Annotated in this window: 24 protein-coding genes and 1 tRNA gene; 15 read left to right on the forward strand and 10 right to left on the reverse strand. The window is 70.6% G+C overall.

Annotated features, from left to right (window positions below; all coding sequences use genetic code 11):
• The first annotated feature begins 49 nt into the window (after positions 1 to 49).
• The 7 genes from CBQ26_RS18005 to CBQ26_RS18035 all read left to right on the forward strand — a co-directional run bounded on the left by CBQ26_RS18005 (position 50) and on the right by CBQ26_RS18035 (position 4,565).
• The gene (locus CBQ26_RS18005; protein WP_373297105.1) at positions 50 to 745 is read left to right on the forward strand and encodes a shikimate kinase; all 696 of its coding nucleotides are present in this window, start codon (positions 50 to 52) and stop codon (positions 743 to 745) included.
• The gene (aroB, locus tag CBQ26_RS18010) at positions 732 to 1,835 is read left to right on the forward strand and encodes a 3-dehydroquinate synthase (RefSeq protein ID WP_088249993.1); all 1,104 of its coding nucleotides are present in this window, start codon (positions 732 to 734) and stop codon (positions 1,833 to 1,835) included. Before CBQ26_RS18005 ends, aroB begins: the two co-directional genes overlap by 14 nt.
• A gap of 25 nt (positions 1,836 to 1,860) precedes the next feature.
• On the forward strand, positions 1,861 to 2,292 hold the full coding sequence (aroQ, locus tag CBQ26_RS18015) for a type II 3-dehydroquinate dehydratase (RefSeq protein WP_088249994.1): 432 nt from the start codon (positions 1,861 to 1,863) through the stop codon (positions 2,290 to 2,292).
• A 154-nt stretch (positions 2,293 to 2,446) separates the two neighbouring features.
• Positions 2,447 to 2,842 carry a hypothetical protein gene (locus CBQ26_RS18020; protein WP_088249995.1) on the forward strand — a complete coding sequence of 132 codons (396 nt, stop codon included), beginning with the start codon at positions 2,447 to 2,449 and terminating at the stop codon, positions 2,840 to 2,842.
• Positions 2,843 to 3,012: 170 nt separating this feature from the next.
• Positions 3,013 to 3,438 carry a 50S ribosomal protein L13 gene (rplM, locus tag CBQ26_RS18025; RefSeq protein ID WP_055362765.1) on the forward strand — a complete coding sequence of 142 codons (426 nt, stop codon included), beginning with the start codon at positions 3,013 to 3,015 and terminating at the stop codon, positions 3,436 to 3,438.
• A gap of 2 nt (positions 3,439 to 3,440) precedes the next feature.
• Positions 3,441 to 3,842 carry a 30S ribosomal protein S9 gene (rpsI, locus tag CBQ26_RS18030; protein WP_046843115.1) on the forward strand — a complete coding sequence of 134 codons (402 nt, stop codon included), beginning with the start codon at positions 3,441 to 3,443 and terminating at the stop codon, positions 3,840 to 3,842.
• A 108-nt stretch (positions 3,843 to 3,950) separates the two neighbouring features.
• The gene (locus tag CBQ26_RS18035; protein ID WP_088249996.1) at positions 3,951 to 4,565 is read left to right on the forward strand and encodes an antibiotic biosynthesis monooxygenase; all 615 of its coding nucleotides are present in this window, start codon (positions 3,951 to 3,953) and stop codon (positions 4,563 to 4,565) included.
• A gap of 241 nt (positions 4,566 to 4,806) precedes the next feature.
• Here CBQ26_RS18035 and CBQ26_RS18040 read toward each other — a convergent pair whose 3' ends face one another.
• Genes CBQ26_RS18040 through CBQ26_RS18050 form a run of 3 tightly spaced genes read right to left on the reverse strand, consistent with a single transcriptional unit; the run spans position 4,807 to position 6,791 of the window.
• Positions 4,807 to 5,274: an NfeD family protein gene (locus CBQ26_RS18040; protein WP_088249997.1), complete on the reverse strand. Its 468-nt coding sequence runs from the start codon at positions 5,272 to 5,274 to the stop codon at positions 4,807 to 4,809.
• 4 nt (positions 5,275 to 5,278) lie between these two features.
• On the reverse strand, positions 5,279 to 6,196 hold the full coding sequence (locus CBQ26_RS18045) for an SPFH domain-containing protein (RefSeq protein ID WP_088249998.1): 918 nt from the start codon (positions 6,194 to 6,196) through the stop codon (positions 5,279 to 5,281).
• A gap of 22 nt (positions 6,197 to 6,218) precedes the next feature.
• Positions 6,219 to 6,791, reverse strand: a complete 573-nt coding sequence (locus tag CBQ26_RS18050) for a histidine phosphatase family protein (protein ID WP_088249999.1) — start codon at positions 6,789 to 6,791, stop codon at positions 6,219 to 6,221.
• A gap of 37 nt (positions 6,792 to 6,828) precedes the next feature.
• Here CBQ26_RS18050 and CBQ26_RS18055 point away from each other — a divergent pair, with 37 nt between their 5' ends.
• The gene (locus tag CBQ26_RS18055) at positions 6,829 to 8,292 is read left to right on the forward strand and encodes an ATP-binding cassette domain-containing protein (protein ID WP_088250000.1); all 1,464 of its coding nucleotides are present in this window, start codon (positions 6,829 to 6,831) and stop codon (positions 8,290 to 8,292) included.
• Between the two features lie 5 nt (positions 8,293 to 8,297).
• Entirely contained in the window at positions 8,298 to 8,852 is a 555-nt protein-coding gene (locus CBQ26_RS18060) for a PsbP-related protein (RefSeq protein WP_088250001.1), read from the forward strand.
• 215 nt (positions 8,853 to 9,067) lie between these two features.
• On the opposite strand, the gene CBQ26_RS18065 is transcribed toward CBQ26_RS18060, so the two are convergent.
• The 3 genes from CBQ26_RS18065 to rplS all read right to left on the reverse strand — a co-directional run bounded on the left by CBQ26_RS18065 (position 9,068) and on the right by rplS (position 11,183).
• Complete coding sequence (locus tag CBQ26_RS18065) at positions 9,068 to 9,880, reverse strand: HAD hydrolase family protein (RefSeq protein WP_229843960.1); 813 nt, start codon at positions 9,878 to 9,880, stop codon at positions 9,068 to 9,070.
• The gene (locus CBQ26_RS18070) at positions 9,877 to 10,632 is read right to left on the reverse strand and encodes an HAD family hydrolase (protein ID WP_088250002.1); all 756 of its coding nucleotides are present in this window, start codon (positions 10,630 to 10,632) and stop codon (positions 9,877 to 9,879) included. Before CBQ26_RS18070 ends, CBQ26_RS18065 begins: the two co-directional genes overlap by 4 nt.
• An 89-nt stretch (positions 10,633 to 10,721) precedes the next feature.
• Positions 10,722 to 11,183, reverse strand: a complete 462-nt coding sequence (gene rplS / locus CBQ26_RS18075; RefSeq protein WP_088250003.1) for a 50S ribosomal protein L19 — start codon at positions 11,181 to 11,183, stop codon at positions 10,722 to 10,724.
• Positions 11,184 to 11,376: 193 nt separating this feature from the next.
• Here rplS and CBQ26_RS18080 point away from each other — a divergent pair, with 193 nt between their 5' ends.
• Positions 11,377 to 12,162, forward strand: a complete 786-nt coding sequence (locus tag CBQ26_RS18080; protein ID WP_229843959.1) for a hypothetical protein — start codon at positions 11,377 to 11,379, stop codon at positions 12,160 to 12,162.
• 81 nt (positions 12,163 to 12,243) lie between these two features.
• On the opposite strand, the gene CBQ26_RS18085 is transcribed toward CBQ26_RS18080, so the two are convergent.
• A complete protein-coding gene (locus tag CBQ26_RS18085; protein WP_088250004.1) occupies positions 12,244 to 12,771 on the reverse strand; it encodes a GNAT family N-acetyltransferase in 528 nt (175 codons plus the stop codon).
• A 190-nt stretch (positions 12,772 to 12,961) separates the two neighbouring features.
• Here CBQ26_RS18085 and lipB point away from each other — a divergent pair, with 190 nt between their 5' ends.
• The 3 genes from lipB to CBQ26_RS18100 all read left to right on the forward strand — a co-directional run bounded on the left by lipB (position 12,962) and on the right by CBQ26_RS18100 (position 15,941).
• Positions 12,962 to 13,678, forward strand: coding sequence for a lipoyl(octanoyl) transferase LipB (lipB, locus tag CBQ26_RS18090; protein WP_088250005.1), 717 nt, complete (start codon positions 12,962 to 12,964; stop codon positions 13,676 to 13,678).
• A gap of 6 nt (positions 13,679 to 13,684) precedes the next feature.
• Positions 13,685 to 14,674, forward strand: a complete 990-nt coding sequence (lipA, locus tag CBQ26_RS18095; protein ID WP_088250006.1) for a lipoyl synthase — start codon at positions 13,685 to 13,687, stop codon at positions 14,672 to 14,674.
• A gap of 385 nt (positions 14,675 to 15,059) precedes the next feature.
• Positions 15,060 to 15,941, forward strand: a complete 882-nt coding sequence (locus CBQ26_RS18100) for a CBS domain-containing protein (protein ID WP_088250007.1) — start codon at positions 15,060 to 15,062, stop codon at positions 15,939 to 15,941.
• 116 nt (positions 15,942 to 16,057) lie between these two features.
• On the opposite strand, the gene CBQ26_RS18105 is transcribed toward CBQ26_RS18100, so the two are convergent.
• A tRNA-Ile gene (locus CBQ26_RS18105) sits at positions 16,058 to 16,134 on the reverse strand.
• A gap of 92 nt (positions 16,135 to 16,226) precedes the next feature.
• Entirely contained in the window at positions 16,227 to 17,357 is a 1,131-nt protein-coding gene (dgt, locus tag CBQ26_RS18110; RefSeq protein WP_088250008.1) for a dGTP triphosphohydrolase, read from the reverse strand.
• A 59-nt stretch (positions 17,358 to 17,416) separates the two neighbouring features.
• Between dgt and CBQ26_RS18115 the strand changes: the two genes are divergently transcribed.
• Both CBQ26_RS18115 and ribF read left to right on the forward strand, forming a co-directional pair.
• A complete protein-coding gene (locus CBQ26_RS18115; RefSeq protein WP_088250009.1) occupies positions 17,417 to 17,974 on the forward strand; it encodes an NUDIX domain-containing protein in 558 nt (185 codons plus the stop codon).
• Positions 17,971 to 18,882, forward strand: coding sequence for a riboflavin biosynthesis protein RibF (ribF, locus tag CBQ26_RS18120; RefSeq protein WP_088250010.1), 912 nt, complete (start codon positions 17,971 to 17,973; stop codon positions 18,880 to 18,882). Before CBQ26_RS18115 ends, ribF begins: the two co-directional genes overlap by 4 nt.
• A gap of 66 nt (positions 18,883 to 18,948) precedes the next feature.
• Here the strand turns inward: ribF and CBQ26_RS18125 are convergent, their stop codons facing one another.
• A complete protein-coding gene (locus tag CBQ26_RS18125) occupies positions 18,949 to 19,479 on the reverse strand; it encodes a DUF6174 domain-containing protein (RefSeq protein WP_088250011.1) in 531 nt (176 codons plus the stop codon).
• Between the last annotated feature and the right edge of the window lie 63 nt (positions 19,480 to 19,542).

Raw genomic sequence — 19,542 nt, forward strand, 5'->3', positions numbered from 1 at the left:
CCTGGCGGCGTTCCGGGCGGGACTGGAACCCGCCCTGGGCGCGCACCTGCTGGAGGTCCCGGCCGAGGCGCTGTCGGCGGCGGGACTTCCAGAGGGTGCATCCGTCACGCCGCCCGCCGGGGATTCCCTTACACTGTCCCCCATGTTCAGTTCCGGCCTCATCGAGCGCCCCGTGTCGTGGGTGGCGCTGGCCGGTTTCATGGGAACCGGCAAGAGCCGCATCGGCTGGGAGCTGTCGCGGGCGCTGGCGCTGCATTTCGTGGATACCGACAAGCTGATCACGCGGGTGGTCGGCAAGACCATTCCCGAGGTGTTCGCGCAGGAGGGCGAGGGGTACTTCCGGGCCTGCGAGCACGAGGTCGTGCACCGCGTCACGCGGCTGGAACACGCGGTGATCAGTCTGGGCGGCGGGACCTTCATTCAGGAGGACAACCGCCGCCAGCTGCTGGAACGCGGCCCGGTCGTGGTCCTGTGGGCCACGCCGGAGACGGTGTACCAGCGCACCAAGCACAGCGACCGGCCGCTGCTGCGCGTCGAGGATCCCCTCTCGACCATCCGCTCGATGATGAACGAGCGTGAGCCGGTGTACCGGCAGGGCACCATTCACGTTCACAGCGACGGGCGGCCCAGCGAGGAGATCGTCGAGGAGATCATCGAGCGGCTGTGGGCCTGGGCGGACGCGCAGCACGCCTGGGCGGCGCAGGGCGAGGGAACGGCGGGCGGGGATCACCGTGCGGCGGATTGAGGTCGGCCGCGCCGGAGAGCCCGGCCACTACACGGTCACGGTCGGCGCGCACCTGCTGGCGGGCCTGAGCGTCCCCGAGCGGCACGTGGCGCTGATCCACCCGGCGGACCTGCCGCGCGCGTTCGTGGCGCAGGTGCAGGCGGCGCTGAATCCGGCCGTGACGGTCGAGGTGCCGGCCCGTGACGACTGCAAGACCCTGGGCGTCCTGAGCGGCGTGCTGTCGCGGCTGGCAGCGGCGAACATCCCCCGCGACGGGGCCGTGGTGGGCCTGGGCGGCGGGGCCGCCACCGACCTGGCGGGCTTCGCAGCCGCGAGTTACCTGCGGGGCGTGGCGTTCTACACCCTGCCGACCACGCTGCTGGGCATGGTGGACGCCGCCGTGGGGGGCAAGACCGGCGTGAACCTGCCGGAAGGCAAGAATCTGGTGGGGGCGTTCTGGCCGCCGCGCGCCGTGTGGTGCGACACCGGCACCCTGGCGACCCTGCCGGACACGGTGTTCCGCGAGGGGGCCGCCGAGGCTTTCAAGCACGGCCTGATCAGCGACCCCAGCCTGCTGGCGCGCGTGCTGAACCCCGAATTCCGGCCCGGCGGCGCGCTGCTGGAGGCCACGGTGGCCGACGCGATCGCCGTGAAGGCCGGCGTGGTGACCCGCGACCTGACCGAGCGGGGCGAACGGGCCTACCTGAACTTCGGGCACACGCTGGCGCACGCGCTGGAGGCCGTCACGCACCACAGCGTCTCGCACGGCGACGCGGTCGGGTACGGCCTGCACTACGCCGCGCGGCTCTCCCGCGCGCTGGGCGGCGAGGACCTGACCGCGCACACGCGGGCGTTCCTGCGCTGGCAGCAGCCCTCGCCCCTGCCGGCCCTGACCTACGACGACGTGGCCCCGTTCATGGCGCGCGACAAGAAAGCCGACGCGGACGGCGTGCGCTTCGTGCTGCTGCGCGCCCTGGCCGACCCGTACCTGACCCGCGTGCCCGACCATGTCCTGAGAACCGAGTTCACGGGCTGGCAGGCGGACCTCGCAGAACTTGATCTGGCAGCACTTGAGCTGAGCGCCGCGCTGCACAACCCCGCGCCCACCTGACCGGCCGGGACGGTAGGCTGGGGCCATGCTGCTCGTGCTGAACGGCCCCAACCTCAACCGCCTCGGCCTGCGGGAACCCGGCGTGTACGGCTCCCAGACCCTCGAGGACCTCGAACGGCAGTGCGAGGCCTGGGGCGCGGAACTCGGCACGTCCGTCACCTGCCGCCAGAGCAACTTCGAGGGCCAGCTGATCGAATGGATCCACGAGGCGCAGGAACAGGGCTTCGGCGGCGTGGTCATCAACCCCGGCGCCCTGACCCACTACAGTTACGCCCTGCGCGACGCGATTGCCGGGCAGCCCCTCCCGGTCATCGAGGTCCACATCAGCAACGTGGACGCCCGCGAGGAATTCCGCCATAAGAGCGTCACGGCCGCCGTGTGCCGCGGCAAGATCAGCGGCCTGGGCTTCCTGGGCTACCGCCTGGGCATGGAAGCGCTGCTGGAAAGCCAGGGGTGATACGGACTCCGTCTGTTTCGCCGACAGATCGGAACACCACCGATCTGCCCGCTCCACGTCCGGAAACCACTTCGCTCCCACTCTGCGGAGCAGCTCTACGAGTCGCATCCGCTCGGACCCAGCGGGCTCTGCAGCCCATTCAATCGGAGTCCGTATGAGATGGCCCGAGTACGACCGGGACGGCTTTGAGCTCCTGTCAGCCGAGGAGCGGCACGCGGCGAATCCTGACACCTTCTGGATTCCGGACGTTCAGGTGCGTTCCAGCCTCCGGCGGGGGCAGGCGGCGAAACTCCTGTTCGACATCCAGTTTCAGGAGGACGGAAAGCCGATGCTCGGAACAGAGCGCATGTGGGTGATCGTCTCGCGGCGTGAGGGGGACGTGTACGTGGGTGTCCTCGACTCTGTTCCGCGCACCACGGCGCCCGGTGACCCTCTCCAGACTGGCGTGGAGGTTCCGTTCCTGCCTGAACACGTCTGCGATGCCGGGAACCCGCCGCAGGAGTACTCGAACGGGCGACTCGAGCAGCCTGCTGTCCGGCGCTGGACGTAGAATCCGGGGTCGCCGCTTGCCCCCGGACCCCCGAATCTGATACCTTTACCTTTAGTGTCTCGTGCTTGGTAGGGCCGAGGCGACCGGGAGGCACCCGGACACACACGTTTTCGTCTCCCCGTCGGAGCGGGGTGTGTCGCAGCCAAATCCCATCTTCATGGAGTTTCACGGTGAAAACCTACATCCCCAAAAATGACGAGCAGAACTGGGTCGTTGTGGACGCAACGAACGTGCCCCTGGGCCGCCTGGCGACGCTGATCGCGAGCCGCATCCGTGGTAAGCACCGCCCCGACTTCACCCCGAACATGATCCAGGGCGACTTCGTGGTCGTGCTGAACGCCGAGAAGGTCGCCCTGACCGGCAACAAGCTCGACGGTAAGGTCTACACCCGCTACAGCGGCTACCAGGGTGGCCTGAAGACCGAAACCGCCCGCGAGGCGCTGAAGAAGCACCCCGAGCGCGTCATCGAGCACGCCGTGTTCGGCATGCTGCCCAAGGGCCGTCAGGGCCGCGCCATGCACCCCCGCCTGAAGGTGTACGCCGGCGAGACGCACCCCCACGCCGCCCAGAAACCCCAGACGCTCGAGGTCAAATAATCATGGCGATTCAGCAACCTGAACAGTTCTACGGCACCGGCCGCCGCAAGAGCGCCGTCGCCCGCGTGTTCCTCCGCCCCGGCGAAGGCAAGATCATCGTGAACGGCAAAGAGTTCCAGACCTACTTCCGTGGTCTGCTGCGCGCCGTGCACGCCCTGCAGGCGTTCCGTGAAACCGGCACCGCCGGCCGTTACGACGCCGTGATCACCGTGGTCGGCGGCGGCCCCACCGGCCAGGCCGACGCGATCAAGCTGGGCATCTCCCGCGCCCTACTGAAGGTCAACCCCGACTTCCGCGCCCAGCTCAAGCCCAAGGGCCTGCTGACCCGCGACCCCCGCGAAGTCGAGCGCAAGAAGTACGGCCTCAAGAAGGCCCGCCGCGCGCCCCAGTTCAGCAAGCGCTGAACCCGGCTGCCGCTGCACCCCCCGCCCCTGTCCGGGCGGGGGTTTTTCGTGTGCCTTCCCCGTGCCTCTTCCCTGCCGGGCGGCCCGGTGCGGTAGACTGCGGGGCTGATGTCTGTTCACGCTGATTCCACCACGTCCGACCCGTCCCTCACGGCTGCGCCCCCGACCGGGACGGGCATCACCCTGGTCGTCACGGAGCGGGTGCGCCGCTCGCAGCTGGAGGCGTACGAGGCCTGGGCACGCCGCCTGCACGCCCTTCAGGCAGGGCAGCCGGGGTTCGTGGGCCTGCACGTTCTGCGGGACCTGAGCGGGCCGGTCGCGGAGTACGTGACGCTGGTACGGTTCCGTGACCGGCAGGCGCTGGAGGCCTGGCGGGCCACGCCCGGCTACCGCGAGGCGCTGACGGAACTGGACCGCTTCACGGCCGGCGAGGTCGAGTACCGCGAGGCGCAGGGGCTGGAGGCGTGGTTCGACCGGCCCTCGCGCCTGCCGGCCCCGCCGCTGTGGAAGAACGTGGTGGTGGGCGTGGTTGGGGTCTACCCGCTGATCATGCTGTTCGCGTGGCTGTTGCGGCCCGTGACGGCCGACTGGCCCGGCTGGGCGGCCACGCTGGCGACGGCCACGCTGTCCACCATCTTCCTGAACTGGCCGGTGCTGCCGCTGCTGTCGCGGGCGCTGCGGCCCTGGCTGTACCCGGCGCAGCGCGTGGACCGGGACAGTTGAACAGCGGCGCGCGGCCAGAGCAGAAGCCCTGGCCGCGCGCCGCTCCATCCCCTGTGCGGGTCGGTTCATACGGACTGCCGTTTGTTTCGCCGACAATCCGAAATTTCACCGCCCCTGCCGGCTTCACGTCCGGAGGGGCGCGTTCCTGCCACTCTGCGGGGCAGCTCTCCGGGTCACTTCGCCCGGACCGGGCGGGCTTTGCAGCCCATTCAATCCGAGTCCGGATCAGTCGGAGTCCGCATCAGGTCCAGGTGCCGCTCACCTCGCGGACGTGCAGGGTCGCGCCGTCCGCTGCGACGATCAGCACCCGCGCGCCGGCGGGCGTGTCCGGGCCGGTGGCTCGCCACTCGCCGTCCGCGACGCGCACGCGGCCCACGCCGTTCTCGATGGCCTGCGTGACGGTCACGGTCTGCCCGACCAGCCGGCCGCTGCCCTGGTTCAGGCTGTTCGCGCCGGGCGGGTCGGGCAGCACTCGGCTCAGGTAGCGGCGGCCCAGCAGGACGCTGGCGACGCTGAGAACCGCGAACAGCAGCAGTTGCACCGCCACCGGGACCGGCAGGATGAACACGACCAGTCCCAGCGCGAAGGCTGCCAGGGCCAGCCACACGAAGAACACGCCGGGCGCGGCGACTTCCAGGATCAGCAGCAGGGCGCCCAGCACCCACCAGTGCCAGGGCTGCACTCGTTCCAGGGTGGGCAGCCAGTCCACGCGCCTACCCCTTGCGTCCGAAGGCCTCGCGGGCCACTTCCGCGATGCCCTGCAGGCTGCCCAGCACGCTGACCGCCTCGACCGGCAGGATCAAGGTCTTCTGGTTGGGGGCGGTGGCGACCTCCTTCAGGGCGTCCACGTAGCGCTGCGCCACGAAGTAGTTGATGGCCTGCACGTTCCCGGCGGCGATGGCCTCGCTGACCATGCGGGTCGCCTCGGCCTCGGCCTGCGCCTGCCGTTCGCGGGCCTCGGCTTCCAGGAAGGCGGCCTGACGGCGGCCCTCGGCGTTCAGGATCTCGGCCTGTTTCTCGCCCTCGGCTTTCAGGATGGCGGCCTGACGGAAGCCCTCGGCGTCCAGGATGTTGGCGCGTTTCTCGCGTTCGGCCTTCATCTGGCGGGCCATGCTGGCGACCAGATCGGCGGGCGGCTTGATGTCCTTGACCTCTATTCGCGTGACCTTGATGCCCCAGGGGGCGGTGGCCTCGTCGACCACGCCGAGCAGGCGGGCGTTGATCTGGTCGCGGTTGCTGAGGAGTTCGTCGAGGTCCATGCTGCCCATCACGGTGCGGATGTTGGTCATGGTGAGGTTCAGGCTGGCCTGCTCGAGGTTCCCGACCTCGTAACTGGCCTTGGCGGCGTCCAGCACCTGGTAGAACACGACGGCGTCCACGGTGACGAGCGCGTTGTCGCGGGTGATGACCTCCTGACTGGGAACGTCGAGGACCTGTTCCATCATGTTGACCTTGCGGCCGATCCGGTCGATGTAGGGAATGATGATGTTCAGGCCCGGCGACAGGGTGCGCTGGAACTTCCCGAAGCGTTCCTGCGTCCACTGGTACCCCTGCGGTACACTCTTGACTCCGGCGAACAGCGTGACGATGACCAGCAGCAGCAAGACGCTGACGAAAACAGTGAATCCCATGGTGCCTCCTGTGTACCGTTCCTTACGCGCCGGGCCGCGCGGAAGTTCCCTGCGGAGGCCGGGACGGCCAGGAAACGGTCACGTGGCCCAGCAGCGGCAGCGCCTGCCAGACCGTCCAGGGGTCACGGCCGGTCAGGTGCGCGGCCAGGAGGCTGATGACGGTGCCGTGCGCCACGACCGCCACGCACGGCTGCGGGTGGGCGGTCATGACCGCCGTGACGGCATTGGTGAACCGTGTCAGGGCGTCGCGGGCACTCTCCTCACCGCTGACCACCTGCTCCGGATGGTCGAAGAAACGGCGGATATCCGCCTCGAACGCGGCCGGATCGGGCCGCCAGGGGGCCGTGTAGCGCAGTTGCTCGTGCAGGCCCTGCATGGGCCGCAGCGGTGCGCCCAGCGCGGCGGCCAGTCCCTGCGCGGTGGCGTGCGCCTTGGGTTCCACGCTGCACGCCACGAGGTCCGGGCGGGGGTGCAGGGCCGCCAGCAGGGTGGGCAGGTCGGTCAGGGCGTCGTCGGCCAGCGGCCAGTCGTGCGCGGGCACCTGCGGGTCGATGTGGGGACGGCCGTGCTTGATCAGGTGCAGCGTGCGGAGCATGAGCGCAGAAGAGCACACGCCCGCTAGACTCGCGGGCATGACGGCGCTGGTGACCCTGAAGGACGTGACGGTGGTGGCCGGGGGCCGCACCCTGCTGGAGAACGTGACGCTGGAGGTCGCGCACGGTGAGGCGCTGCTGCTGCGCGGCCCGAACGGGGGCGGCAAGACCTCGCTGCTGAGGCTGCTGTCGGGCGAGGTCGCCCCGCTGCGCGGCGAGCGCCTCTACCGGCTGGGCGGGCAGGAGCAGCGGTCGGCCGTGCGGGCACGGCGGTCCCTGTCAGTGGTGGGCCCGGACGCCGAGGCGTTCTACCTGACGCGGGACTGGGCGGTGACGGTGCGGGACCTGCTGCTGGGCGCGGCGCGCGGCGAACGCCTGAACCTGTGGGAGGCCACCCCCGCCGAGAAGCGGCGCGTGGCCGACGTGGCGGCCCTGACCGGGCTGGGGCCGCTGCTGGAGCGGGACGTGCGGACCCTCAGTCACGGGCAGCGGCGGCGGGCGGTGCTGGGCGCGGCGCTGATGCCCGCGCCGGAACTGCTGCTGCTCGACGAGTTCACGGACGGCCTGAGCGGCGAGGCCCGCGCGGAACTGGGGGCCGTGATTGCCGCCGTTCACGCCTCGGGCGTGGCGGTCGTGCTGGCCTCGCACCGGCCGGAGGAGGCGCCGGACCTGCCGTGGCGCACGCTGGGCGTGCAGGGGGGCCGGGTGGACAGCCGCACCGGTCCGGCCGGCCCTGCCGGAGACTGGCCCGAGTTGCCGCTGCCATCCACGGACGGCCTGCCGCGCGACCTCGTGACGGTCAGCAGCGCCGAGGTGTACCGCAACGGGCACCGCGCGCTGGGGCCACTGACCTGGACGTGGCGCGCGGGGCAGCACTGGCTGGTGACGGGCGGGAACGGCAGCGGCAAGAGCACCCTGGCCCGCCTGATCGCCGGGGAGTTGCACCCCGCGCTGGGCGGGCAGGTGACGCGGCCGTTCCTGACGCGCGACCTGCTGAGCGAGCGCCGGCGCGGCGTGGGGCTGGTCAGCGCGGAACTGGGCATCCGGCAGCGGCGCGAGTGGACGGGCCGGGACGTGATCGGCAGCGCCTGGGACGGCACCGAAGGATTCACCCCCACCCTGGACGCCGCGCAGCGCGCCGAGGTGGACCGTCTGGCGGCCGCCCTGCACGCGGCGGACCTGCTGGACCGCCCGGCCGACACGCTCTCGCAGGGGCAGTTGCGGCGGCTGCTGCTGGCCCGCTCGGTCGCGCACCGCCCGCGCCTGCTGATCCTCGACGAGGGCCTGGACTTCCTGGACGCCGGGTCCCGCGCCGCGTTCCTGGGGCTGCTGCCGGACCTCGTGCGCGGCGGCACGCACCTGATGGTCGTCGCCCACCGCACGTCCGACGCCCCGGCGGGCCTGACCCACCACCTGCACCTGTCGGCGGGCCGCCTAGCGTCCTGCGGGCCGCACGCGCCGGGCCGCACGTCAGATTCGGCTCACCTTCAGGCACTACCCTGAGCCGCATGAAGCGCGCCCTCCTGACCTTCGCCCTGCTCGCCGCGCCCGCCCTGACCGGCGCGGCGTCCGCCCAGACCACCCCCGCCCCCGCCACGCCGGAAACCCGGACCATCGAAGCCATCACCGCCACCAGCGAGAAAGGCTACTCGATCCGCGTGCCCGCCGGATGGACGCCCCTGAAGAACGTGCCCGGCACCGACGTGGCGTTCGTGTACCAGAAGATCGGCAGCCTGCGCCCCACCGTCACGGTCGTCGTGCAGGACATCCCCGCCGAACTAAAAGCCACCCTGGCCGACGTGCGTGACCTGAACGCCCGCAAGATGCCCGACGTGGTGCCCAAACTGAAGATGCTGGGCGAGAAGACCACCAAGGTCAGCGGGCAGAACGCCATCCTCTGGACCTACACCGGCGACGGCGAGGGCGGCACCGTCCGCTGGACGCAGGTGTTCACCCTGAAGAACAACCGCCTGTACACCGCGACCCTCATGACCCCCACCGGCACGCCCGCCGACGTGATCGAACAGGGCCGCACCATCCTGAACTCCCTGACCCTGAAGTAAGCCAGGACGCAGTGGTGGCCCGGTCGAACCCAGGGGTCGCCGGGCCACCACTGCGTTTCATACGGATTCCGTCTGTTTCGCTGACAGATCGGAACCCCACCGATCTGCCAGCTCCACGTCCGAAACCCGTTTTTCTCCTCCTCTGCGGGGCAGCTCTACGAGTCGCATCCGCTCGGACCCATCGGGCTTTGCAGCCCATTCAATCGGAGTCCGCTTCAGCGGGTCGCGGCCAGCCGGTCGGCCCAGGCGTGCAGGAACGCGCCCAGGTCCGCCTGCTGCGGCACGCGGGTGTTCGCGTGGGGGGTCAGCAGGGGCAGCGAGCCGACCTGCACGGCGTACCCGGCGATTTCCAGCATCGCCTCGTCGTTGTCGCTGTCCCCGAAGGCGACGGTCTGGGTGTGCGGCACGTTCAGGGCATCGGCAATTAGGGTCAGGGCCGCGCCCTTGTGCGCGCCCTGCGGCGTGACGGTCAGGAAGTGCGGGTAGGGGTCCTGCGCGCCGGTCAGCACGAGGTGCGGGTGGGTGGTCCGCAGGCGCCCGGCGAGCGCGGCGACCTGCGGGTGGTAGTACCCGACTTTCAGGATGCCCTCGCGCGGCGCGTCGGCCAGGGGGCGGAACTGGCGCAGCACCATCCACGGTTCGGGTTCCACGCCGGGCGGCAGGTCCACGTACAGGCCGTCGGCGGTGAACAGGACCACGCGCGCCCCGTCGAGTTCGTGGGCCAGCGCGGCTTCCAGGTCCGCGTCGCTGAAGCGGGCCTCGGTGTGCAGGTCCTCGCCGATCAGGATGCGGCCGCCGTTGTTGGTGGCGACCGCGTCGGGTTCCATGACGCGCAGCACCTGCGACGGCGGCGTGTCGCGTCCGGTGATGATGGCCAGTTTCACGCCCAGCGCCCGCAGCCGCTCCAGGGCCTGCGCCGCGTCGGGCTGCACCTCGCGTCCCGCGTCGGGGATCAGGGTGCCGTCCAGGTCGAAGGCCATCAGGAGCGGCGGGGTCACGGGCAGGTCGGCGGGCAGGGTCACGGTCACGCGCGGCAGCCTAGCGCGTCCGCCCGGCAGCGCGCGAGGACGCGGGGCACATCCGCCGGGCCGGGCGCGGTCAGGTGCGCGGCGTGCAGGGCCGGGTGTGCGCCGACCCGCAGGAAGGTCCGGGCGTGCGGGAGCATGGCGGCGTCGGCGGGACCGTCCCCGGCCGCCCAGGTGCGCGCGGCCGGCACGCCGAGGTGCGCGGCGAGGTCCCGCAGCGCCTCGCCCTTGCCGGCGTCCGCCGCCACCAGTACCAGCCGGTCGCGGCGTTCACGGATGACCTGCGCGCCCGCAATGACTGCCCACTGCGCCTGAAGATCGTCCAGACGGTCGGCGTCCGGCTGGCCGTGGACGACCTTCAGGGGCGCGGGGGCGTGCGGCCAGCGGCCTCTGAAGTCGGGATCGGTGTGCCGCAGAATGCCGCTCGGGTCGGGCGTGACGATCAGGGTCCTGCAACTGTCACCCCACTCGGCGGGCGTAAGGGCGCCCAGGGCCGCGTGGACGGCCGGGCGCGGCAGGGTCCGCTTCCACAGCACGCGGCCCTCGCAGCGCAGCCACGCCCCGGAGCAGCGGGACACGCTGTCCAGTGGCCAGTCCCGGAGCAGCGGCGGCAGGCGGCCGCGCGCCGTGATGACCGCCACATGCGCCCCGGCCAGCTGCCACGCCCGCAGTTCGTCCAGCAGTCCAGGTGGGGGTTGCCCGTCCGGGCCGATCAGGGTTCCGTCGAGGTCCAGGGCCAGCAGGGCGGTGGGCACGCGGGTACCGTAGCGCGGCGCGGTCGGTGGAACGCACGAAAATGCGCCGCCCCCAGTTACGGGGGCGGCGCGGTGAAACCGGGTGAGGCTTACTCGCCCTGGGTTTCGGGGGCGGTTTCGACGGGCGCGGCGGCCTTGGCGGCCTTCTCGGCCTGGGCGCGGGCGGCGTCCTTCATCACGCGGCTGCGGTCGTTCTTGATGCGGGCTGCCTTGCCGCGCAGGTCGCGCAGGTAGTACAGCTTGGCGCGGCGGACCTTGCCGCGCTCCAGCACGCTGATCTTGGCCAGCAGGGGGCTGCTGAAGGGGAACACGCGCTCGACGCCTTCACCGAAGGAGATCTTGCGGACCGTGAAGCTCTTGCGGCTGCCCGAGCCGTTGATGGCGATGACGACGCCTTCGAAGGCCTGGTTGCGGGTGCGGTTGCCTTCCACGACCTTCGTTTCCACGCGGACGGTGTCGCCGGGGCGGAACTCGGGGGCGTCGGTCTTGATGTGAGCCTGCTCGACGGCGCGGAGGATGGCGCCACGGTTCGCTTTGATTGCGTGCTGCATGATTGACTCCTTCGGGCAGCGGACCGTCCCACCGTCCCGCTGTCTGCGGGCAGAGACGTTCTTGCTCCTGTGTGAACGGGTCGCCGCCAGGGGCAGTCGACCGGACCGTAACAGTATACGCGCCGGGAGCCTGGGCAGGCAAGTGAAGGTGGCGTCACCTTATGAGGCCGCCGGGCACGTCAGTCTGAGGATCATGAATTCCGTGCCTGAACAGGCGGCCGGTCCCCTGGCCGAGGTCCGTGAAGTGTCGTTGCAGCAGCGCCGCCGCGTCTCCGAGGTGCGCGCGCGTGAACATGTCGGCGCGGCCGGCTGGGAGCAGACGAGCGTGCTGGAGTCCATCATCCGCGCGGGCCGGGAGGGACTGGCCGCCACGGACGCCCTGCGGCAGGTCGTGACCCTGACGACCGAGCAGCTGCGGGCGCTGCCGCTGAACGCGCCGAGCGAGGCGCGCGGCGAGCAGCTGCAGGCGCTGCTGCACCTTCAGGAGAGCGGCGAGGTGCAGGTCCGGGCGGCCGAGGCGCTCGATACGCTGGTGTGCGAGGCGCTGGAGAACGTCACGCGGACACCCGTGAACGAGGTCAGCCTGGGCCGCCTTCAGGCGATTCACCGGCACGTGCGGGAGCAGGTCCTGGCGCTGGAGACGATCATGCAGGCGGCGCAGGTGCAGGCCGACACGCTGACGCAGGTGCAGCGGCTCGAGCAGGTGAGTGCCGAGTACCAGCAGCGGGTGTCGTCCCTGCGGCACCTGAGCGCGGCGGACGAGGCGCAGGCGCTCGGAACGGCCGGCGAGCAGCTGGTCGAACGGATCGCGCAGCTCGACGAGGCCGCGCCGGAGCAGCTGAGCGCCCTGACCCGCATCGGGGAGGCCGTGGCGGACCGCCTGACCGAGACGGGCGTGTCGGACCACGAACAGGCGCAGGCCCTCGAGGAACTCGCGGAATTGATGGAGGAGAAGGCCGGGCAGATTCGCAACGGCTGAGCGCGACGCCTGATCAGGGGAGGGCCACGCGGCTCTCCCCTGTCCGGTTTCCGGTCCGGTTGCGCCCATCCGGAGTCCGGATCAGGTGAGCGTGGGTACCCAGAAGCGCAGGATGGGGTTGGGGTGGTCCGGCACGACGAACTGACCTTCGAGGACGCCGCCGTTCTTCTCGATGGTGCGGCGCGAGCCGGTGTTGTCCGCGTCGCAGGCCACGAGGGCCGAGTCGATACCCAGCTGCCGGGCGCGGCGCAGCGATCCGGCGAGAATACGGGTGGCGTGCCCCTGGCGGCGAGCGCCGGGGCGGACCTCGTAGCCGATGTGGCCGCCGAACTCGCGCAGGCGTTCATTCAGCGTGTGGCGGATGCTGGCGCGGCCCAGGTATGTGTCTCCATCCACGAGCCACAGGTACTCGGAGTGCACGAAACCGCCGGGGAGGGGCTGGCCGGGCTCGAAGCGGCGCAGGTGGGTCAGGAAAGCCGTGAAGTCACGCTCCATGTCGGCCACGTCGAAGTTGAGGGTGTCGCCCAGACCGCTGCCGGTGGTCTGCGCCTCGCGCACGGCGTCCAGAAAGCTTGACTTGAACTGTTCGGAAGGGGCTACCAGTTCCATGCCTCACCCTAGGGTGCGTCGTCCTGTGCGCCCTGAGCCAGATGGCGCAGCCGCGCCCAGGGACGTCCATTCAACCCGGACGCGCCTGACCAGCACGGAGCGCAGGATTCACCACGTTCACTGGTCAATACAGCCCGAACACCCGCCTGCGACACGATAAAAGCCCGGCGGCGCGGCGTACAATCGCCGCATGACGCACCCCCCCTTCGACGTTCTGGACCTCGGCCTCACGCCGTACCGGGACGCCTGGGAACTTCAGAAACAGCACCACGAGCGGGTCGCGGCCGGTGGTCGCCCGGCGCTGCTGCTCGTGGAACACCCTCCCGTCCTCACGCTGGGCCGCAAGGCGCGTGAGGGAACCAACATCATCGTCACGCGCGACTACCTGAACACGCAGGGCATCGAGGTGCTGGAGGTCGAACGTGGCGGGGACGTCACGTACCACGGCCCCGGCCAGCTCGTCGCCTACGCCATCTTCCCCGTCGGCCGCCGGGTCGCGGACTTCCTGCGCCTGCTGGAACAGGCGACGATCGGCGCCCTGCACGACCTGGGACTGAACGACGCGCGCCCGAACCCCGGCTACGCCGGCGTGTACGTCACCGAACGGGACGTGAACGGCCTGACGTACGACCAGAAGATCGCGTCGTTCGGCGTCGCGGTGCAGCGCAACATCGCCCTGCACGGCCTCGCACTGAACGTAAACCCGAACCTCGCGCACTTCGAGCTGATCGTCCCGTGCGGCCTGACGCAGACGCACATGACCAGCGTGCAGCGCGAATACGACCTGCGCGGCCTGAACAGAGCGGCCAGCATGCAAGGCGCCAAAGACGCCCTGACGCGCGCCTTCCACACCACCTTCGCCCAGTACGACTGGACGCTGCCCACCCCAGCGGCAGCCGGGAGCTGACACCACATGACCCAGGAAACCCCCAAGGAACCCAAGTTCATCAAGAACGGCATCTACCGCAAGGACAGCGTGCCGGTCCGCGACAAGAAACCCGAGTGGCTGAAAGTCACCATCCCGACGGGGCAGGTCTTCACGGAAGTCCGTAAGATCGTCAAGGAACACCGCCTGCACACCGTCTGCGAGGAAGCCATGTGCCCCAACATCGGCGAATGCTGGAGCCGCGGCACCGCCACCTTCATGCTGATGGGCCACATCTGCACCCGCGCCTGCCGCTTCTGCGCCGTGGACACCGGCAACCCCATGGGCAAACTCGACCTCGACGAACCCCAGGGCGTCGCCGAGAGCGTCAAGCTCATGGGCCTGAAGTACGTCGTGCTGACCAGCGTCGACCGTGACGACCTGCCGGACGGCGGCGCGTACCACTTCGCCAAGACCGTCCAGGCCATCAAACGCCTCAACCCCGAAACGCGCGTCGAGGCCCTGACGCCCGACTTCGGCGGGAACACCCACTGCGTCGACCTGGTGCTCGACAGCGGCGTGGACACCTACGCCCAGAACCTCGAAACGGTCCGCCGCCTCACCCATCCCGTCCGCGACATCCGCGCCGACTACGACCAGACCCTCAAGGTCCTCGCGCACGCCAAGCAGGCCCGCCCCGACGTGATCACCAAGACCAGCATCATGCTCGGCCTGGGCGAAACCCGCGAGGAACTCCGCGAGACCATGCGCGACTGCCGCGACGCCGGCGTGGACGTCCTCACCTTCGGGCAGTACCTGCGCCCCACCATGCACCACCTGCCCGTCGAACGGTACGTCTCCCCCGCCGAATTCGACGAACTGCGCGACGAGGCCATGGCCATGGGCTTCCTGGAAGTCGTCAGCGGCCCCCTGGTCCGCTCCTCGTACAAGGCCGAGCAGATCGTCATGGACCGCCCCGGCACCCTGCCCGAACACCTCGCCCACCTCGGCGAAGGCAGCGAACTCAGCCTGATCTGATACGGACTCCGATTGAATGGGCTGCAAAGCCCGCTGGATCCGAGCGAAGCGAGAAGGAGAGAAACGGGTTCTGGACGTGGAGCCGGCAATCCGGTGAAGTTCCGGATTGTCGGCGAAACAGACGGAATCCGTATGACCCCCGCACAGACGCAGGTTGAATGGTCGGCACCATCCTTCAACCCGAGTGGACGCGACCCGTCAAGCAGACCCGCCGCGTGGGAACAACGCAACACTGTTCCGGACGAATGGCAAAACAGACAATCCGTATCGAACCTCAGCCCGCCGGACGCACCCACGCGCCCCGGCGGGCTGCACCCGTCCGGCCTCCCGCTCCGTAATGCCCCGGTAACGGGCGGCGCCGACCCTGTGGTCAGGAGGTTCACCCATGACCACCCCCCTACTCGTTCAGGACGCCATGCACCCCCGCGCCGTCACGGTCGGCGCGCACGAACCGCTCAGCGCCGCCGTGGTCGCCATGCAGGAACTCGGCGTGAAACGCCTGCCGGTCGTGCAGGCCGGCCGCGTGGTCGGGATCGTCACGGACGGCGAGATCCGCCGCGCGCTGCCCACCCTGGCCGACGGCCTGAGTCCCTGGGAGTTCACGAACCACGTGGGCCGGGTGCGCGTGCGCGACGTGATGCGCGCCCCCGTGCATACCGTCACGCCGCAGACGCCGCTGCGGGCCGCGCTGCGCACCCTGCTCGACCGCCGGGTGGGTGGGCTGCCGGTCGTGCAGGAGGATACGGGCGCCCTGATGGGCATGCTGACCCTGACCGACGTGCTGCGCGCCGAGGCCCGCGCGCCCCGGTTGCAGTGGGGCGCGGCGGCGCAGCACATGACCCGCGAGGTCGTGACCGTCACGCCCGACGCGCCCGCCAGCGAGGCCGCCGCGATCCTGAACGTCACGCGGCTGCACGTGCTGCCGGTCGTGCAGGGCGGTCAGCTGACCGGCGTGCTGCACGCCCGTGACCTGCGGGACGTGGTGGACCGCGCCGCTGCCACGCACGGCCCGACGCTGCTGGCCGATCAGTTCTTCCTTCAGGGCGTCACCGTCCGGGACCTGATGCGCCCGCCCGGCGGGTACCTGACCGAGAGCGTCCCCATGCACGACGCCCTGACCCGCATGCTCGAAGCCGACGTGCATGGCCTGCCGGTCATCACGCAGGACGGGGAACTGCTGGGCGTCGTGACGATCAGCGACGTGATCCGCACCCTGCTGGGCGAAGCGGTGAAGGCCGCGCCCGCCCCGGCCCTCGCAGACGCCTGAACCGCCGGGCCGACAGCTGGTGACCTTTTGCTTTCGCCAGTATGCAGCCGGATGCATACCAGCCCGTGCCCCGGATACAACGAAAGAACCCCGTCATTGACGGGGTTTCTCTTCCTTGGTGCGGATGCCCAGACTTGAACTGGGGACCTCACGCTTATCAGGCGTGCGCTCTAACCAGCTGAGCTACACCCGCGCACCTTTGTTGCCTTCGCGCTGTCCTCTCGGGCAGGCGGGCATAAATGTATCAGGGGGGCGGGAAGCTGTCAACTGGCGGGGCGGGTGGGGTCAGCGGGGCCAGGTGGTGGGTGGGCTGGCGGCGGTGAGGGCGGCGTGCATTTCGAGGGCGTAGCGGTCGGTCATGCCGGCCAGGTAGTCGCAGATGGCGCGGGGTAGGCCGCCGGTCTGGGCGAGGTCGCGGTAGCTGGGGGGCAGCATGCTGGGGCGGTCGTGCAGGGCGGTGAACAGGGTGGTGAGGACGCGGGTGGCCTGTTCGACCTGCATCTCGACCCGCCAGTGTCGGTACAGGTTGTCGCGCAGGAAGGTGCGGGCGCCGCCCAGCAGGGCCTGCGTGGCGGGGCTGTAGGTGATCAGGCCGCCGGTGTGCGCGCGGACCTGGGTGGGGGTGTGAAGGCCGCTGGTGGTGATGGCGTGGTCGCTGGCGTGGGTCAGGTCGCGGATGAGCCAGCCGAGCAGGTGGCGGTGCAGGGTGCGGCGGCCCTGTTCGGTGAGCGGGTGGGGGTTGACGCCGGTGGCGGTCAGGAGTTCCTGCCAGAGGGGCAGTCCGGCGAGGTGGTCGGGGGTGATCAGGCCGCTGCGCAGGCCGTCGTCGAGGTCGTGGGCGGTGTAGGCGAGGGCGTCGGCGGCGTCCACGAGTTGCGCTTCGAGGCTGGGCTGGCCCAGGCCGCCCCGGTGGTGTTTGTTCAGGCCGTCGAGGGTGTCGAGGGTGAGGTTCAGGCCGGGGTAGTGGGGTTTGGGGTGTTCGAGCAGGGTGACGATCCGCCGCGCCTGGAGGTTGTGGTTGAAGCCGCCGTGTCCCTGCATGAGGGTGTTCAGGACGCGTTCCCCGGCGTGCCCGAAGGGGGGGTGGCCGAGGTCGTGGGCCAGGGCGATGGTCTCGGAGAGCGTCTCGTTCAGGCCGAGGCTCAGGGCGACGCTGCGGGCGACCTGCTGCACTTCCAGGGTGTGGGTCAGGCGGGTGCGGTAGTGGTCGCCGGCGGCCGAGAGGAACACCTGCGTCTTGGCTTCCAGGCGGCGGAAGGCGGTGGTGTGCAGGACGCGGTCCCGGTCGCGCTGGAAGGCGGTGCGGGTGTCGCTCTCGGGTTCCGGGTGTTCGCGGCCCCGGTGGTCGCGGCTCAGGGTGGCGTGGGGGGCCAGGGTGCTGGCCTCGCGGGCTTCCAGGTCGCGGCGGGTGATCATGCCGTCAGTGTGGCAGACGGCCGCAGACCGGGCGTGGGCGGGTGCTTTACAGTCTGGGCATGAGCGGAAGTCAGGACGGGCCGGGCGCGGCGGGCACGCGGGTGGTGTTCGACGGGCATATCGTGCGCCTGGAGATCATGGACGGGAAGTGGGAGATCGTGCGGCACGCGAGCGCCGTGGCGGTCCTGGCGCTGAACGGGCGCGGCGAGATGCTGCTGGTGCGGCAGGCGCGGCGGGCGGTGGGCGCGGTGACGGTGGAGGCCCCGGCGGGCCTGATTGACGCGGGCGAGGAACCGGCGGGCGCGGCGCGGCGGGAGTTGCAGGAGGAGGCCGGGCTGGACGGGGACATGGAACTCCTGACGCGCTTCTACTCCAGTCCCGGTTTCTGTGACGAGGAGCTGTTCGTGTTCCACGCGACGAACCTGCGCGAGAGCAAGTTGCCGCACGACGAGGACGAGGAGGGGATCGAGGTGCTGTGGCTGCCGCCGGCGCAGGTGCTGTCGGGCCTGCGGGACGGGTCGCTGGTCGGGAGTGCCTCGACGGTGACGGCGGCGCTGTACGGCCTTCAGCTGCTGGCCGGGGGCACTGCCGGGAGTGCGGGGCAGGAGCCGTCGTGAAGACGTACGTCTCCCCTGGTCAGCGGCCGGACACGGCGACGGTCGTGGCGGTCGGGTCGTTCGACGGCGTGCATCTGGGTCATCAGGCGTTGATCGCGCAGTTGAAGGCCAAGGCGCGTGAGCACCGGGTGCCCAGCGTGGTGTACACCTTCGATCCGCCCACGCGGGTGCTGACGCAGGGCGTGGAGTTCCTGTCCACCCTGCCCGAGAAACTGGACCTGCTGGGCCGTTACGGCGTGGACGAGACGATCGCGGCGTCGTTCACGCCGGAGTTCGCGGCGCGACCCAAGGAGGCGTTCCTGGACGACCTGCGGCAGCTGCGGCCCCGCACGGTCGTGGTCGGTGAGGACTTTCACTTCGGGCGGGGCCGGGCGGGCGGCGTGGAGGACCTGCGCCTGGTCGCGCCGGAGGTGGTGACGCTCCCGATGCATCAGCTGGGCGGCGAGGACATCAAGAGCACCCGCATCCGCGAGTACCTGAAAGCCGGGGACGTGGTGGGCGCGGGCCGCCTGCTGGGCCGCCATTACGACGCGCAGGGCGTGGTCGTGCAGGGCGACCGGCTGGGGCGCACGATCGGGTGGCCCACCGCGAACATCCGCGTGCCGGACGGCAAGGCCCTGCCGCTGGGCGTGTTCGCGGTCGTGGTGGTGGGTGACCCGGCGCTGGACGGCGGGGGCCGCTGGCACGGCGTGGCGAACGTGGGCTTCCGCCCGACCGTCAGCGGCCTGGACCGGCGCTTCGAGGTGAACCTGTTCGATTACAGCGGCGACCTGTACGGGCAGGAGTTGCAGGTGAAGTTCTTCGCGCACCTGCGCGGCGAGCAGAAGTTCAGCGGCCTGGATGAACTGAAAGCCCAGATCGCCCGCGACGCCGACGCCGCCCGCGAGGCCCTGAAAGACGTGCGCTGACAGAAGCATTGACCCTCTCCCGTGGGGAGAGGGCGCCGCGCACGCGGCGGGTGAGGGGTCACGCGCTTACTTCAGGGGCGTGAAGTTGCGGATGCTCCACTCGCCGAAGCCGTCCGCGATGCCGCCGTCGCCCATGCCGGAGTACACGCGGGTGGGGTAGCCGAGGGCCGGGTTGAAGCTGACCTGCACGTCCGGGCAGGCGGCGCGCGACTGGCGTTGCAGGGTCTGGAACAGCTCGTCGAAGCGGGCGTCGATGGTCTGAGCGGCCAGGGGGTTGGGGTCGCCCTGCTGGCCGGGCAGGAGGTCGGTGCGGGTCACGCGGCCTGCCTGGACGGTCACGCGGGTTTCGGGGAACAGGACGGGCGCGGCGATCTGGCGCAGGTCGTAGGTGTAACTGGCGGGCCGCCCGGCGTTCCACTGGGTGCGGGCGCGGGTCAGTTGGGCTTTCAGGGCCGTGAAGTCCGGGCGCACGTACCCGTCGCGGCAGGTGGTGGCCGGGGCGGGTCGGGGGCCGCCGCCACCGGCCTGCGCGGGGTTCAGGGCGCTGACGGCGACGAGGGCGGCGGGGATCAGCAGGGCGGCGCGCAGGGGGGGCATGGGGCGCAGCGTACCTGCCCAGGCTGACGCGCGGCTGAGCCGGGTGCTGGCCGTTCGTTACGG

The organism is Deinococcus indicus, assembly GCF_002198095.1.
Lineage (GTDB): Bacteria > Deinococcota > Deinococci > Deinococcales > Deinococcaceae > Deinococcus > Deinococcus caeni.